The sequence below is a fragment of the Bdellovibrio sp. genome (assembly GCF_036384735.1).
Taxonomy (GTDB): Bacteria; Bdellovibrionota; Bdellovibrionia; order Bdellovibrionales; family Bdellovibrionaceae; genus Bdellovibrio.
Genome location: NZ_DASVLT010000039.1, coordinates 40608 through 55147, shown reverse-complemented (window position 1 = coordinate 55147; position 14540 = coordinate 40608). Strand labels below are relative to the sequence as shown.

The window sequence follows — 14540 nt, the reverse complement described above, 5'->3', positions numbered from 1 at the left end:
CATGAAGCGTTCAAAGATCTGCCAGTTCGCCAAGGCATTAAAATCCAAACGCATTTTAAAACCAGCAGCTGCGATTCGCACTAAAGCCTGCGCTTCATCATGAAGATCTCGACCGATTTTTACTTTGATGGTGTCAAAGCCTTCTGACTTCAATTCATCAAGCAAACCATTTTCAAGATCTTCAATATGAGTCAGAGTGAAATTGTTTTTAACCGGAATTCCGAAATCAAAAAGATTTCTTTTCTTATCGCGAGCTTCAGCATCACGACGGGCAAGCCAAATTGTTTGTTCGATCTGTGAACTGATTTTTCCAGCTCGCAAGCCTGCTAGCTGCTCTTCTAAAGAGGCATCGCCCAGCTCGGGCCATGGTTGAAGATCACCATAGCCTGCAAGACCATCGGACCACTCAACTTTAAACAGCACCCCTTCACGCGGAGTCGGCAAACTCACAGCGTTCAAGGATGAAACTGGTTTAAGCGTATAAGGGCTGTAGCTGAGTTTAATCAAAAAGCTAATCCTAGAGTAATCAAAAGACCGAAGACTAAGTGAAGGCCTGCGGCCATGCCAAGGAACTTGTTATAAACAGGCCCCGGCTCGGTCGTGAAAACATTTTTGGTTAACTTAAAGGCCAACGGTAACGCCAACAAAGAAACAAGAGCGGCGATTTTATAACCTTCGAACCACCAGTAAAGATTCATCACAAATGGCAAGAAGGCCATTGCAGCGATTTCGTAACGAGCAAATTTTTTACCGAAACGAACAGCCAAAGTTTTTTTGTTCACAAGCTTGTCACCTTCACGGTCACGAAGATTGTTTACGGCTAATAAAGCCGTCGCGTGAAAGCCGATTTGCAAACCAAGGATCAGCGCTTCAATCATCCACTCGCCTGTGTTCAGGAAAACGATGCCCATCACAGCCAGGATACCAAAGAACACAATCACAAAAAGATCGGCAATTCCAAGATACGCCAAAGGGAAAGGTCCCGCTGTGTAGCAATAGGCCATCAGGACAGAAGCAATACCAATCGCAACGATGGTCATGCCTCCTTTCATCACTAAGGGAATTCCGCAAACAACGGCCAAGCCTAAAAGAATTGTGGCTAAAGCCATCACTTGATTTGCTGATAAAATTCCTGCCTGAGTGATGCGCTGAGGACCAATGCGCTTTTCAGTATCCGCACCCTTTTCAAAATCCACGGCATCGTTCACAAGGTTCGTTCCGATTTGGATAAGGAAAGAGGCTGCTAAAGCATAAAATAAAACGTGGCCATCCCAAGAAAGACCAATCGCTTTGACCAGAGCGGTTCCGGCCAGGCACGGCACAAGGGCCGCAGTCAGGGTTTTTGGGCGAAATGCGAGAATAATACTTTTAATTTGACTCATCCGCGCATCATACACTGTTTTTCCCATGACCTGAAGCACTTCTAATGGCAAAAACGGAACTACATTCTGGCTCTGCCAGAGTCATCGGAGGCTGTATGAATTTTGTAACCATTTTCGCGTTTATCGCCGGTGCGTTGATTGCAGGATTGGTGATCTATTTTAGATCCAAAGCCATTTCCGCATCTGAAAAAGCTGAAATGCAAGCCGAGCTCCAGGCTTTGGAAATGAAAAACGAACTTCTTACACAAAGCCTTTCTGAACAAAAAACTTTGATGACTGAAGCGCGCAAGCAGCAAGAGGCCTTGGCGGAGCGCATGAACGTGCAATTCGAAGTTGTAGCACAAAAAATCTTCGAAGAAAAATCCGCAAAATTCACAGATCAAAATCACAAAAATATCGCTTCGGTCCTCGAACCTTTGAAAGAGCGCATTAAAGATTTCGAAAAGAAAGTGGAAGAAACTTACTCTACGGAAAGATCCGAGCGCGGTGTTCTTCGCGGCGAATTGACAAAGTTGATGGAGCTGAACAAGGTCATGTCAGCCGACGCACAAAATTTGACAAAAGCACTTAAAGGCGAAGTGAAAACTCAAGGAAATTGGGGTGAATTGATTCTTGAAAACATACTTGAACGCTCGGGATTACGCAAAGGCGAAGAGTACATCGTTCAAGGAACAGACTTGGACTTGCGTGGCGAAGACGGACAAATTCTTCGCCCCGATGTCATTGTCAATCTTCCAGATGACAAACACTTGATCGTCGACTCGAAAATGACCTTGCTGGCCTACGAACAGTACTCTTCTGCGGAAACATCTGAAGATCAAGAACGTTTCGGCAAACTTCACATCGAGTCTTTGAAAAAGCACATCGATGGCTTATCAGAAAAGAAATATCACTCGGCTGATAAGTTATTGTCTCCTGACTTTGTCATCTTGTTCATGCCTTTGGAACCCGCTTTTGCTTTGGCGTTTAAGTTGAAGCCGGACTTGTTCCAATATGCCTGGGAAAAGAATGTCGCAATTGTAAGCCCAACGACCTTGCTTGCAACACTCAGAACTGTCGCAGCTTTATGGAAGCAAGATCGCCAAGAGAAAAACGCTTTGGAAATCGCAAAACGTGGTGGCCTTCTTTATGAAAAATTCGCTGGCTTGCTTAAAGATCTTCAAAATCTGGGAGAGAAATTAGGTGCGGCTCAAAAAGCTCATGAAGAAGTTATTAAAAAAGTTTCTGAGGGTCGCGGTAACTTGATCGACCAAGTCGAAGACTTAAAACGCTTGGGTGCTAAGACTGAAAAATCTTTGCCTCAACTAGAAACTACCTAATTCCACTTAAAGCATCAGGGTCTTTTGCCGCAGGCTCTGATGAAGACTGCGGAACAACTTTGATTTTCCCAGCGCTGATCCCATCTTGAATACGGCGAGACGAGCTATTGAAGCGCTCAAGTTCTCCGGAATTTGCACAGACGCTTTTCATCGCCATTAATTTTTTATTTAGCTCTACGGCCGAGGCCGTTCGTAGATCATTCACGGCACCATTGCCATTGGTAATGGCGTAACTGTCTTTTCCGCGCAAAGTGATTTTTTCCAAATCCCCTTGCAGATCTCTTTTGCCGTTTACTTCACTATAGAAATTCTGATGGCCATCGTTTTGTGCCTCAATTACCAAACGATCCTTACCTTTGGATTGCACAATCTTGTTAGACGTACATTCCATCTTTAAAGGCTCGGTAGAGTTCTTGTACCACTTGTAACCAAAGTAGCTCCCTACAGCCACGGTTGTCGTCACCAGGGCCGCCGTAACGCCAACAAACGAGAACAACATTGCATACAACGGCCCCCCATCGGCTCTGGCAGAGTTCATAAAGGGATTAAAGAAAGCCACAGGGAAATTGAGTTCTTTAAACTGTCCCCATGATTTACGCATTTCTTCGAAGTTGGCCTTAGTCGATCTTTTCGGATTGTAAATGTAGGTAATGCCTTTATACGAAAACTCGTAAGGTGAGGCGCCAACGATCACGGGTTCCGACAAACCTTCAAAACGAATTTTACTGCCATCGAATTGCATGCCGATAAATGGACTTCTGATGTCGACCTTGTAGGTCTTAAAAATCTCGCGAGTGTCACGCTCAAACCGATCCGACCCCGTTGCCGCTGTTACAAGACTCAATGCTGATTCGACAGAGGTCACTTCGTAAAATACCGGCGCTTGAAAGTTCTGTGCCGCCATCGCAGGCTGAGTTGCAAATTGCAAACACAATGGAATCACCAATGTCGTGACCAGAAACTGCTTAAGCATGATGAAAATGTTAGCATGCCCTAGAAATAAAAAAAGCCACTTGATGTAAGTGGCTTTTAAAACTTGTTAATGTCCGCACCAAGAACAGAGCTACAGTCCCCTCAGAGACTTAGACTGAAGCAGCTCTTAAAGCTCAGCGTCTTTCACAACATGCAACTTCGTCGCGACATCAATACCAGAGGACTGATTTTTGATTGCAACGGCTGGGTTTTGAACAACACGTTGTTGAAGCTTTGTGAAGATAGGTTCGCGGATTGCCAAGTTATTGTCTTGAAGCACACATTGGCGAGCGATTCTGTCAGCAACGTTCACAACAACTGGAGCCTTCAAGTTCGCAGTCATTTGTGTTGGATCGTCAGGAATAGTTACGATTGAGAAGTAACGAGCTTTATCTTGGCCAGAAAGTTTCAAGGCCTCAAGATCACTCTTCGTCAAACTTGCTTTGTATTGAGGAGCAAACAACTCTGGCTCCAAAACAGGGAATGCGATTTGTGGAGCTTCACAACTTTGCAACCAAGCAAAGATCTCGTCATTTGGATCATCTAGAAGAGCGAATTTTCTTAAGTCGGCAAAGCCCAAAAGACCTTCAGGAAATGTCAGAACATCTTCTTGTTTCAGCTCTACTTGGCCGAATCTCGATGTCGAAATGATCATTCGTTCCCCCTCTAAGAAAGCAGAACACACCTATAGTTTAGACACGCAATGACGCAAAACCGGTGCATTCATATATAAATCTGGACCTAAATCTAGGGAGACTCAATTAAATTGTAGTGGAATTGACGGAGCGCTTCAGGCTCCAGAAGCGGAAAAGGGGCTTAAGGGCCCCTTTTTTTGCGAATATTGCTCTTTAAGTTGCTTCAGCTTGCGTCCCTATCGGGACTCCAGCTCTGCCGGCTTCCGCCGTTATGGCTTTAGGAGTTTTGCTACGCTACGTGTTTTATCAGCGGAAACATCAGCAGACTGAACGTTTTGCTCTTGGATAGCGACGTAGACTTCCTCGCGGTGAATTTTTGTATCTTTAGGTGCTTCGATGCCGAGACGGACCTGCTTACCCTTGATTTGAACTACTCTAATTTTGATGTGGTCATCGATAGCGATGCTTTCACCCAACTTCCGTGTGAGAACCAGCATGACAACTCCTTTTGCTGCAGTCGTTATCGGTAAAATTTGGCGGAACTGTAGGTATTATTTTTATTTCAGAAAGTCAAGAAGGCTTGGCTGAATAAGCTTTCCCGACGTTTCGAGAGTCGCTTTGAGCGTCGCATCGGTCTTATTGATATCGGAAATTACCTGGAAGGCATCGGCATCTTCAAGTTGTGACGCCGTCGTTTTATTGTCCACCACAGCCTTTTGCAGGGAGTCCATGGTGTTATTGATGGCCATAATTCTGGACCCAACCTCTGAACGAGACAAAACCACTTGGGAAATAGCCTGATCGAGGGTGTCTAGGGCCTCTTGAACGCCCTCTTTATCATTGGAGCGCAAAGAAATCTCAAGCCCCTTCAAGACCGAGAAGATATTAACCCCACCACCGCCCGTCACTGGATCTTGCTTATCGGCGCGGCTTTGACGCAAATCTGAAGCAGGTCCACGGGTTTGTACGAAGTTTTGCTCAACCTCTTGGTTTTGCTGTTGGCGTTGGATTTCCTCGCTCTGGAACTCTTTAAGATCTTTAACTGTCGTCGGAGTTTCATAACGTGGACGCGAGATACCGTCTTGGCCCAAACCCCGGCCCAAAAACACCTGGTTGCCCGGAATATTCATGGCAACGAATGAGTCTTTTTGAGTTTGAATCTTCATGTCCCCGTCATTGCCGAAGTATTCGCCGGCATGATTGAACGGAGCCATTTGAGTCTTAGAGCCACCGAATACATACCGCTCGCCCAGCTTACGGTTTCCGATTTGCACGGATTGATTATAGATCTGTTCGATCTCGGAAGCTGTGACGTTGCGGGTTTCAGCATTACCGCTGGCATCATTCGACTGGCTGACTGCAAGTTCTTTTGCGCGAACTAGGATATCAGAAAGTTCCCCCAAAGATTGATCCGAGAACTCGAGGAATGATTTAGCGTTATTAATATTTTTAATAAATTGCGAGTTGCTGTGCTCTTCCGTACGAGCAGCAAGAACACGGGCTGTCGCCAAAGGATCATCGGAAGGTTTATTGATACGCTTTTGAGTCGCAGCCTCATTCTGTAATTCAGACATGTCTGCGCGATTCTTGCCCAGATTCTGATTCACTTGGTTAAAGGCCATTTTATCTGCGATTCTCATTGCGTATCTTTTTCCTTCTAAGTTGCTTCAGCTTACGCGACGTTCGTCGCTTCAGCACTGCCGGTTTCCGCCTATAGACGTTTCAAGTTTAAAACTGTGTCGAACATTTCGTCGGCAGTTTTGATCAATCTTGCAGAGGCATCGTAAGTTTTTTGGAACTCGATCATTTTCGTTGTCTCTTCATCCAGAGACACACCACTGATACTTTCACGCAAGTTGTGTAACTGACCCATGACGTTTTTTTGCGACTCTTGAGCTTTGACTGCTCTTTGAGTCATCGCACCGATCTGACCGACTTGCGTATTGTAGTAGTCGTCCATTGTCGACGTACCACCGTCCATCACTTGACGATACTGCAAGGCAGAGATCACGTTCGCCACGGCATTGTCACCCGGAGCATCCGGTTGACCTGCAGCTGCAATTCTAGAAACGTCATTGAAAACAGTTTTATTTAAAGCCAGCTGCGATGCCGCACCTTTTTCCTGATCCGGCATTTCGAAGAACAATACACCCGGCTTTCCGTTTTTATCGAAACCTTCTATGTGTGCTTTATTCACTTCAGTCGCTAATGTATAGGCCAACTTGTCCGCGTTCGCCAAAAGATCTTCGATCACGTGGTCACGGATATCCAAAGCACCACCGATACGACCGCCTGTGATTTGCTCTGTGATATTTGCTGGAGCACCCGTTCCCGTGAAGAAGACCTCCATGCGATCGTTCACGTCAGTTTGTTGCGCCTTAAGTTCTGACGAAGAGTTGCCAGAGACCAAGATCGCTGTTCTGCCAGCCGTGACAGACACTTGTCCATCCTTGCCTTCAGCCCAAGTGATATCGATTTTCTCGCCTAGTTTTTTAAGCAAAAGATCACGACGGTCACGTTCATCATTGGCAGGAACTTTTTGAATTTCTACGGATTGGATTTTTTCATTGAGCGACGCGATCTCTTTTGTGATCTCGTTGATCTCGCCTACTGTCGTTTGGATTTGACCATCGAGGTCTTCTTGAACGCCACGAAGCTGAGTTGTCACACGACCGAAATCCTTCACCATACCCACTGCAGACTCACGCACCATTGTACGAGATGCCAAACTTTCTGGATTGTTAGAAAGTTCACGGAAGCTGTTGAAGAAGTCTGTGACGTATTGGTTGAGACCTTTATTCGCTTGCTCGTTGTAGATTTGCTCTACGCGGCCCATCGCATCGGCACGAGAATCCTCGTAACCCATGCTCATGCCTTCTTTTTGGATTTGTTTTTCTAACCAAGGGTTGTTAACGCGAGTCACGACACCGGCACGGGCACCCATACCGATTTGCAGACCACCCTCACCAATAGGAGTGTTCGAAAGAAGTTCTACCCTCTGGCGAGAGTACCCTTCCGTGGATTTATTGGCGATGTTGTGTCCAACAGTTTGCAAAGATGTCTGAGAGTTCATCAGAGATCTTTTACCTGTGTCCATCATTGCCGAAATCTTCGACATTCTGTCTCCTGAGCCCGCCGTCCTAGCGAGTTATCTGGGGTTGCTTACGCTTCTTTGCTAACGAAATTACCTGAAACTTGTGGGCCTGACTTGTATTGGCCTTTTCTCTCGTATGTTTTCTTTCCGCTCAAAGTTTCTTTGATATTATCCAAAGCACCATTCAGAGTTTTAAGAGCAGATTGAGTGTACTCTTCATTTTCTTTGTTAATTTCAGTGATACGTTTAATCAAAATATCAAGAGCTGCGTGTTGAGTGCGCAAACGATCCGCACCTGGATGACCAGCCATTTTCTGAGCAAGCTCCAGTAATCGTGGATTTTCAACATCCGCACCAACAACAGTCGCAAGGTCCATCGCATAACGAGAGCGCAACGAATCTTGTGCTCTCAATCTGAAAAGCAATTCTTCTTTCACTGTGTTGTTTTCTTCTAAGGCTTCACGATCTGCTCTAATAAGGATTTCTTTTTCCTTACGAACAACATCAAGAAGGGCGCGGTAAATTTTTGTTAGTTCTTCCAGATTGGCTTCGAGCTTTTGATATGCTCTTTCTGCTGTTGTGTCCATCTTCAACATCCTTGGTGAAGTAGGTTTACTGATCACGCGCTACTTTTGGACTCCAGTCCTTTGCGCCACTCGCAGCAGCAATGCTGCTTCAGCCTACGCACCACCGGTGCTTCGGCTCTGCCGGCATCCGCCGCCGGATTAGAATTCTAAATGTTCGTCGACCATCTTGTCGGCGATAGATTTCGCATCAACTTTGTAAGTTCCTTTGTCGATCATCTCGCGGAACTTCGCAACTTTTGCTTCATCAACATCTGGAGCAGCCATTGCCAATTCTTTAATGCGTTTTGCTTCTTGAGCTTTTGGAGACAATTCAACTTTCGTAGAATCACCAAGCCCTGAAGACTGAAGAGCATCCGCTTTGGCCGAAGTCGCACCTTCCGTTGCTTTGTGAGCAATGTTAGTGGCTTTGTCGGCTTTGCCAGAATCTGTAAGATTCAGATTTTGACCAATTTTATTATGCGTGATTTTCATCGACAGCCTCCTCTAGTTCGAGTGTCGGAAGACACTCTTTTCATTCTTCTCATAGTACCACAATGAGACATTTCTACCAAATCATTCTGAGACAGTTTCTGGTCCAGGTTCTTTATCTTTTTCCACGGTCCAATAGAGCGATTTTGCTTCAGCACTTAAAACCCCAAGGGTCTCGCCAGCTTGGATCTTCTCCCCTGTCGAAATCTTGGTCAGCTCGCCTTTAAAAACCACCTGACTTTTAAGACCATTGTCGTGCTCAATTTCCAGCATGGTTTGCTTATCTGCCAAAGTTCGAATCCCCAGCAAAACCCCGTCCCATGGGGATTTCACCTCTCCCTTATCTTGGGCCGTCTGTGGAATAGCAACGCCTTCGACTTGATGTGGAGGAGCATTCTTCACTATGCGATAAGACAATGATTCTTTCTTACCAGGATGATGAAACTGATGAGCGGTATACTGACTTTTTTCATCCAAAGGAAGCGGTCCTTGTGGTTTGCTCACAGGTTTTTTAATTCCCATCTGCACACCAAACTTATCGATGAGTTGTTCATAGATAAGTTTCGAAAGACCAATGCCACCTTTTTCACTCCAACGATCCACGTACTGATCATCAAGTTGCTCACGGAAAATCTTCTCAGCCTGATTCTGCTGAATGAAGCCTGTTTCATGAACTGTCGAGCGCATTGCTTTCAACATCTCACGCAGAAAATGCTTCTCGTACATGTCAGAAACTTCATGAAGTTTTTCATCCGCATTTTTCTGAACAGGCTTCCCCATAAAACGACTAGGCAAAGCTTTAAATTTCGAACGATCTACTTGCTGATTCGCAGCTTGAGAATTTTGCACAGCTCCTTGCGCAACACTCCCCGTCCCCTGCGCAGCGGCCTGCAAAGCAGCAGCGTCCGCCCGCGACGGCGAAGCCGAGCCAGCAACCTGCGCCTGATTCAAAGCCGGCTTCTCATCATGAAGCTGAACAAACTCAGCCCGCGCAACACCACAAAACCCAACCACACCAAGAAGTACTCCACTCCCCATTTTCACCCACGCATTCAGCAATGAGCGATGATGAAGGAAGGCAGAGAGTTCTCTGATCAAGTTCCGCAGCATATGAAAAAAACTAAAAAGGAAAGAAGCCATCGAAGCAATCAACTGTGATCGAAGACGGACACCAAAAAGAGCGAGGACTGTCCGAAGAGCAGAGAACTCTCTGCCTTCCTTCATCATCGCGTCCGTCATTGCTAAAAAAGAGGAAAAGAAAAAGGGGAGTGGAGTCGGAGAATCTTGTGCATCCTGCACTTGACTCTTTAGAGTTAAGCCTCGGCTCAATTTAGTCACTCCGTGACCTTGCTGACCTATTGCTCCTGTTTCCTGCGAGAAACTTTTTACTCTTGACCATCCATGGTTCGCGATCTCTTCCTCACCCTCCCCGCGTCTCAAACACTTCCATGTGTCTGAAACATACTTACTTAGTTTATTAAATGCCGTGTCATTATGAAACAGAAATTTCATAATACTTCGAGTTCCCCGTGCAAAGCTCCAGCTGCTTTGATGGACTGAAGTATAGTGATCAGGTCTTTAGGCGTGACACCCAATTTGTTTAACGCCTGAACCAGATCACCAACACTGACGCCACTTTCAAGGACTGCGACCTTTTCATCGATCGTTCCTTTTTTGCCATCACCCACTTTCACTGACAGTGAACCGTGCGAGATCGCAACTTTTGAAATTCGAACTTTATCACCGATAACAATCGTTCCTGTTTTCTCGTTAATAACAACACGAGCTTTCATATCAGGATTGATATCAATAGCCTCAATTGTTGCCAACAATTCCACACCGCGATTCTCATAGGCAAACGGAGTGATAATATCGATTGTTCCTGCATCTTTTGCAGATGCATATTGGCCGCCCAATTCTTTGTTGATTGTAAGAACCGTGCGAGCTGCTGTTGTGAAATCAGGATTAATCAATGTCAGACGATACATTTTGCGAGAAGCAAAATCCGCTGTCATATCACGTTCAATGATTGCACCATTTGGCACACGACCCACAGTTGGATGCTGATCTTTGGCGTCCCCACCAATCAAGATGCTACCCTGTGCGACTGCATAAACCTGTTCGTTCGCAGCACGCAAAGGGGCTTGCAGCAATGTTCCACCTTGAAGTGATGAAGCATCGCCGATCGCACTCACAGTGACATCGATGGGATTTCCTGATTTGCCAAACGCAGGCATGGTCGCGGTGATAATAACCGCCGCCACGTTCTTGCTCGAAAATTCTGGAGAGTCCAATTTCATGCCCAGTTTATCAAACATGCGCACGACACTTTTGCTCATGAATTCATTCTTGCCGTCACCTGTACCTTTAAGGCCAACAACGATACCGTAACCGATCAGCTGATTTTCGCGCACACCACGAATGCTTGCGATGTCTTTCAAGCGAGCCGCATTGGCTTGATCAAAAGAAACAAGCAAGAACAGAGCTGATAAAACGATGATGCTTAAAATTTTATTCATTGCTCTTATTCCTTCTGATGCTGACCACGTCGTATTGTGGATCCAAAAGTTTTTGAGACGTGACGCCTTCATCATTGAAATCTTCTGGACGAATCATACCCGTCAAGATGACTTTGTATTCACGTTTTCCAATCATGAAAGGCTGCTGACCTTTCACACGATAGTTCCCGTCAGGCAATTTCTCGACGATACGAGAAGGAATGGCTTGCACGTCAGCAAGTCCCTCTTTATCGTCCTCTTTTTTCTCGTCAGGTTTTGCTGCTGGCGCCGCAGCGGCCGGTGCACGCCCTGCTTCCCCGTTCGCCGCCAAAGAGTTGCTTAACTCGCCACCTTGCTGTGGTGGAGGATTGTTTTGCTCTTCAAGTTGCTTCAAAAGTTTTTTGATAACAGAAACTTTTGTTTCAACTTGCTTCATTGCCGGAGCATCCAATTTCACATTCAACAAATCACCCTCACGGCGCATTTTGTTTTGAGAGAACAGATAAGCTCCTTGGCCTTCCATCACCCATGTTGATCCGGCATTGCTACCCAAATCAGATTCTTCTTCCATGCGACTTTTCGTCATGCGCTTGTACTGACGATCTGTTGGAACGCCCAAGTTTTGCGAATCAGAATAACGAGGTGACGCCGCAATTTTCTCAAGCGGTGGATTTTCTTGCTTGTGAAATGACGCCAAATATTCCTCAACAGTGGCGCAACCGGTGAAGAACACCAATCCTAATAAAACTAAAATTACCGAAGAAAGTTTGTTTATCATTGCAACTTCACCACACCTTTATCAGTCACTAGCCCAGAGAGGATTTTTTGCGTTTCAGGATTTTTTACTTTAATCAGATCCCCTACGAAGCCATTGTCTTGTGCTTCTACATTGGTAGAGATTTCGAAACCATCCTCACCAATGAGTGCCTTAACAATCTGTCCCTTCTTCGCTGCCGGTTCACGTTTGAGATCGGAAGTCCACACGGGACTCCCAACGGGAAGAGTGCGAGCGACAATTTGACCTTGCACATCTTCTAAACGAAGACCTGCATCCTTCGCAAACGTCACATCAACCATGGACATGCGAAGGTCTTTGGACAAAACCCTCTCTCCTTGTGAGATCATTCGAGTTGTCACTGGGGTTAATCGGGAAACGTGAATTTGACCAGAAATCCATCTCTGCCCGGCTCCGCTATCGCTTAATGGCAATAGAAAGCCGCCCTTAGCAGTTAATTGCGAGAAATCCAGATCCCATTGACGCGTATTTGGCGTCGGAACCGACTGAATGTTGATCTTGTACTCGCAGTCACCACAGCGAGCCGTCAATACATTCATCATCTTTCTTTCAACCTCTTCTTTGGAAATAGGAGTTGAAGCAAAGTTCACTTTTACTGTTTGCGGGATCTTGAAAGCTGGATTCAAAGCTTTAAGCGCCTCGTTGTTTTCCATTTCAGCTTTTACTTTCGCCAAAATCTCTTTTGACTCGAAATGCTGGCTCAAAAGTAGCTCACGGGCATCGTCGCGCAGAACCAAACTGTTCACTTGAGAAAGAAGTTCTTCTCCGCCACCTCGAACGATGGCGATATCACTTAAGCGCAATACAGGACGTTGAGACACCTCCACTGTTGATGGAATAGAGATCTCCGGTCTTGCGAAGGCTTGAAGGCTTAATAAGAAAACAGCTACGAATAATTTATTCATCATTTATTATTTATTATTTATTATTTCAAGTTATTGATTGATTGAAGCATTTGATCTGACGCTTGGATCACTTTCGAGTTGGTCTCGTAAGCTCTTTGCGCTGTGATCATATTCACCATTTCATCAACGATATTCACATTGCTGGCTTCAAGTTGACCTTGCGCCAAGTAACCTGTTCCGTTCAAGCCAGGACGAGATTGAATCGCCTGACCGCTCGAAGAAGTTTGTGTGAACAAGTTTTTACCCACAGCTTTTAAGCCCGCTGGATTTACGAAATTCACCACATCGATTTGACCGATTGTTTGTGGTTGATCACCCAGACCCGCAATGGTGCGCACTTCACCCGAAGGTGCCACTTCGATACCTGCAACATTCGGCGGAATTGTAATTTCTGGCTGTAAGGCATTTCCATTTTTATCGACAATCTTACCACTTGGATCTTTTTTGAAAGAACCATCGCGAGTATAAGCCGTCTCGCCATCTGGAGTCAGAACTTGGAAGAAACCTGCACCCTCGATTTCGATATCCAATGGATTTTTTGTGATCTGTGCAGAGCCACCTGTGAAATCTTTTTGAATCGCCGCCGTTCTAACACCCAAACCAGTTTGCACACCGTTTGGAGAGTACGCATTCAAACCAGTGGCAGCACCTGGCTCTTTTTGAGTTTGATACATGAGGTCTTCGAATTCAGCGCGAGATTTTTTAAAGCCAGACGTCGAAACGTTGGCGATGTTATTGGCGATCACATCCATATTTGTCTGTTGGGCCGCCATACCCGTTGCTGCTGTATTCAAGCTCTTAAGCATTTAGGAATCCTTCCGTGTGCTTTTTATTAAAATCTATTCACTGCTTCAGTTACGGCCTACCGGCCTACACTCTGCCGGCATCCGCCGATTTCAGTTACGGCCATCCTGGCCTGCACTCTGCCAACCACCGCTGACTAAGGAGTGGTTTTTCCAACTACGTTAACCATCTTCTCTGCCATTTGATCATAAGTGCTGATGGCTTTTTGCGTACTTTCGAAAACACGATTCGTCGAGATCATATCCGTCATCTCTTGAACGATATTCACGTTTGAGGTCTCTAAAAATCCTTGCTTCACACTTGGATTGTTAACATTAGACACTTCAGCATTCATGTTCGGTTTAAAGCCGTACAAAGAACTTCCTTGTTTTTGCAAAGCATCTGGATTGGCAACTGTGACCATAGACAGTTTACCCAAATTGTTATTTCCCTGAATAACGTCGCCGTTATCAGAGATCGTGATCGGGCCTGAAGCATCAAAGCGAATTACACGACCCGCTGGATCCGCAGCGTCCCCGCCAGCTTTCAAGACGGGAAAGCCTTCTTTAGTTACTAATTGTCCGTTGCCATCCATTGTGAAATTTCCGGCACGTGTTAAGCGCACTCCGTTTGGAGTCGCCACTTCAAAGAAACCCTTTCCATCAATCGCCACATCAAGTGTGTTGCCTGTTGGTCTCAAGCCACCTTGAGAGAAATCTGTGAAAGTTCCTTTTGTGTCGACATAGCTTTTGTCGCCACCCTGCATATTGTAGAAGCTTTCAATCGAAGCCACGTCACGCGGCACTTGAATCACTTCAGGAGGTTTTTCGTTGGCAGTTAGGTATTCTTGAAAGAGCTGTTGGTCGCGTTTAAATGCCGGAGTGTTCACGTTCGCCAAATTATTGGCGATCGTATCTAGCTTTGTACTTTGCGCCATGGCTCCACTGAGTGCTGTATAGACACCTTTTACGCTCATTGATTCTCCCTCAAAATGTTGAGCAGCAAGGCATGTGCCAGCTTTTGACAGGTCCGACTTCAGTCTAGGAAAAGAGTTCCTTTCAAGACCTTTATCCAGAAGAAAATTTATGGACTCAAGTTTTT

Annotated in this window: 15 protein-coding genes and 1 pseudogene; 1 reads left to right on the top strand and 15 read right to left on the bottom strand. The window is 45.6% G+C overall.

Annotated elements, in window-relative coordinates; genetic code table 11:
* Together VF412_RS11620 and menA are read right to left on the bottom strand one after the other, a co-directional pair.
* Positions 1-507: pseudogene (locus VF412_RS11620) on the bottom strand (hypothetical protein); the annotation flags it as partial.
* Entirely contained in the window at positions 504-1382 is an 879-nt protein-coding gene (menA, locus tag VF412_RS11615) for a 1,4-dihydroxy-2-naphthoate octaprenyltransferase (RefSeq protein ID WP_331339411.1), read from the bottom strand. The pseudogene VF412_RS11620 and the gene menA, both read right to left, overlap by 4 nt.
* 95 nt (positions 1383-1477) lie before the next feature.
* On the opposite strand from menA, the gene VF412_RS11610 reads away from it, so the two are divergent.
* Positions 1478-2701 (top strand): DNA recombination protein RmuC, encoded by a 1224-nt coding sequence (locus tag VF412_RS11610; RefSeq protein ID WP_331339410.1) that lies wholly within the window; start codon positions 1478-1480, stop codon positions 2699-2701.
* Here VF412_RS11610 and VF412_RS11605 read toward each other — a convergent pair.
* From VF412_RS11605 to flgF, 13 genes are all read right to left on the bottom strand, one after another.
* Positions 2694-3674 (bottom strand): hypothetical protein, encoded by a 981-nt coding sequence (locus tag VF412_RS11605; protein WP_331339409.1) that lies wholly within the window; start codon positions 3672-3674, stop codon positions 2694-2696. The two genes, VF412_RS11610 and VF412_RS11605, sit on opposite strands and share 8 nt — an antisense overlap.
* 126 nt (positions 3675-3800) lie before the next feature.
* The gene (fliW, locus tag VF412_RS11600) at positions 3801-4328 is read right to left on the bottom strand and encodes a flagellar assembly protein FliW (RefSeq protein ID WP_331339408.1); all 528 of its coding nucleotides are present in this window, start codon (positions 4326-4328) and stop codon (positions 3801-3803) included.
* A gap of 249 nt (positions 4329-4577) precedes the next feature.
* Positions 4578-4805: a carbon storage regulator CsrA gene (gene csrA / locus VF412_RS11595; protein ID WP_142695059.1), complete on the bottom strand. Its 228-nt coding sequence runs from the start codon at positions 4803-4805 to the stop codon at positions 4578-4580.
* A gap of 60 nt (positions 4806-4865) precedes the next feature.
* Positions 4866-5948: a flagellar hook-associated protein FlgL gene (gene flgL, locus VF412_RS11590; protein ID WP_331339407.1), complete on the bottom strand. Its 1083-nt coding sequence runs from the start codon at positions 5946-5948 to the stop codon at positions 4866-4868.
* A gap of 71 nt (positions 5949-6019) precedes the next feature.
* Entirely contained in the window at positions 6020-7426 is a 1407-nt protein-coding gene (flgK, locus tag VF412_RS11585; protein ID WP_331339406.1) for a flagellar hook-associated protein FlgK, read from the bottom strand.
* 44 nt (positions 7427-7470) lie between these two features.
* Positions 7471-7989: a flagellar protein FlgN gene (locus tag VF412_RS11580; RefSeq protein ID WP_331339405.1), complete on the bottom strand. Its 519-nt coding sequence runs from the start codon at positions 7987-7989 to the stop codon at positions 7471-7473.
* A gap of 138 nt (positions 7990-8127) precedes the next feature.
* Complete coding sequence (gene flgM, locus VF412_RS11575) at positions 8128-8460, bottom strand: flagellar biosynthesis anti-sigma factor FlgM (protein WP_331339404.1); 333 nt, start codon at positions 8458-8460, stop codon at positions 8128-8130.
* Positions 8461-8541: 81 nt separating this feature from the next.
* Entirely contained in the window at positions 8542-9555 is a 1014-nt protein-coding gene (locus VF412_RS11570; RefSeq protein ID WP_331339403.1) for a rod-binding protein, read from the bottom strand.
* A 410-nt stretch (positions 9556-9965) separates the two neighbouring features.
* Complete coding sequence (locus VF412_RS11565) at positions 9966-10976, bottom strand: flagellar basal body P-ring protein FlgI (RefSeq protein WP_331339402.1); 1011 nt, start codon at positions 10974-10976, stop codon at positions 9966-9968.
* Positions 10969-11733: a flagellar basal body L-ring protein FlgH gene (locus tag VF412_RS11560; protein ID WP_331339401.1), complete on the bottom strand. Its 765-nt coding sequence runs from the start codon at positions 11731-11733 to the stop codon at positions 10969-10971. Before VF412_RS11560 ends, VF412_RS11565 begins: the two co-directional genes overlap by 8 nt.
* Positions 11730-12659: a flagellar basal body P-ring formation chaperone FlgA gene (flgA, locus tag VF412_RS11555; RefSeq protein ID WP_331339400.1), complete on the bottom strand. Its 930-nt coding sequence runs from the start codon at positions 12657-12659 to the stop codon at positions 11730-11732. The genes VF412_RS11560 and flgA overlap by 4 nt, the downstream gene beginning before the upstream one ends.
* A 17-nt stretch (positions 12660-12676) precedes the next feature.
* Positions 12677-13462, bottom strand: coding sequence for a flagellar basal-body rod protein FlgG (gene flgG, locus VF412_RS11550; protein ID WP_331339399.1), 786 nt, complete (start codon positions 13460-13462; stop codon positions 12677-12679).
* A gap of 134 nt (positions 13463-13596) precedes the next feature.
* Complete coding sequence (flgF, locus tag VF412_RS11545) at positions 13597-14415, bottom strand: flagellar basal-body rod protein FlgF (protein ID WP_331339398.1); 819 nt, start codon at positions 14413-14415, stop codon at positions 13597-13599.
* Positions 14416-14540 lie beyond the last annotated feature (125 nt).

Coding starts and splice junctions, on each gene's coding strand:
- VF412_RS11580 (WP_331339405.1), bottom strand. CDS start 7,989: ATGGACACAACAGCAGAAAGAGCATATCAAAAGCTCGAAGCCAATCTG.
- flgL (WP_331339407.1), bottom strand. CDS start 5,948: ATGAGAATCGCAGATAAAATGGCCTTTAACCAAGTGAATCAGAATCTG.
- menA (WP_331339411.1), bottom strand. CDS start 1,382: ATGAGTCAAATTAAAAGTATTATTCTCGCATTTCGCCCAAAAACCCTG.
- flgA (WP_331339400.1), bottom strand. CDS start 12,659: ATGATGAATAAATTATTCGTAGCTGTTTTCTTATTAAGCCTTCAAGCC.
- VF412_RS11560 (WP_331339401.1), bottom strand. CDS start 11,733: ATGATAAACAAACTTTCTTCGGTAATTTTAGTTTTATTAGGATTGGTG.
- VF412_RS11565 (WP_331339402.1), bottom strand. CDS start 10,976: ATGAATAAAATTTTAAGCATCATCGTTTTATCAGCTCTGTTCTTGCTT.
- flgF (WP_331339398.1), bottom strand. CDS start 14,415: ATGAGCGTAAAAGGTGTCTATACAGCACTCAGTGGAGCCATGGCGCAA.
- csrA (WP_142695059.1), bottom strand. CDS start 4,805: ATGCTGGTTCTCACACGGAAGTTGGGTGAAAGCATCGCTATCGATGAC.
- flgG (WP_331339399.1), bottom strand. CDS start 13,462: ATGCTTAAGAGCTTGAATACAGCAGCAACGGGTATGGCGGCCCAACAG.
- fliW (WP_331339408.1), bottom strand. CDS start 4,328: ATGATCATTTCGACATCGAGATTCGGCCAAGTAGAGCTGAAACAAGAA.
- VF412_RS11605 (WP_331339409.1), bottom strand. CDS start 3,674: ATGCTTAAGCAGTTTCTGGTCACGACATTGGTGATTCCATTGTGTTTG.
- flgM (WP_331339404.1), bottom strand. CDS start 8,460: ATGAAAATCACGCATAATAAAATTGGTCAAAATCTGAATCTTACAGAT.
- flgK (WP_331339406.1), bottom strand. CDS start 7,426: ATGTCGAAGATTTCGGCAATGATGGACACAGGTAAAAGATCTCTGATG.
- VF412_RS11610 (WP_331339410.1), top strand. CDS start 1,478: ATGAATTTTGTAACCATTTTCGCGTTTATCGCCGGTGCGTTGATTGCA.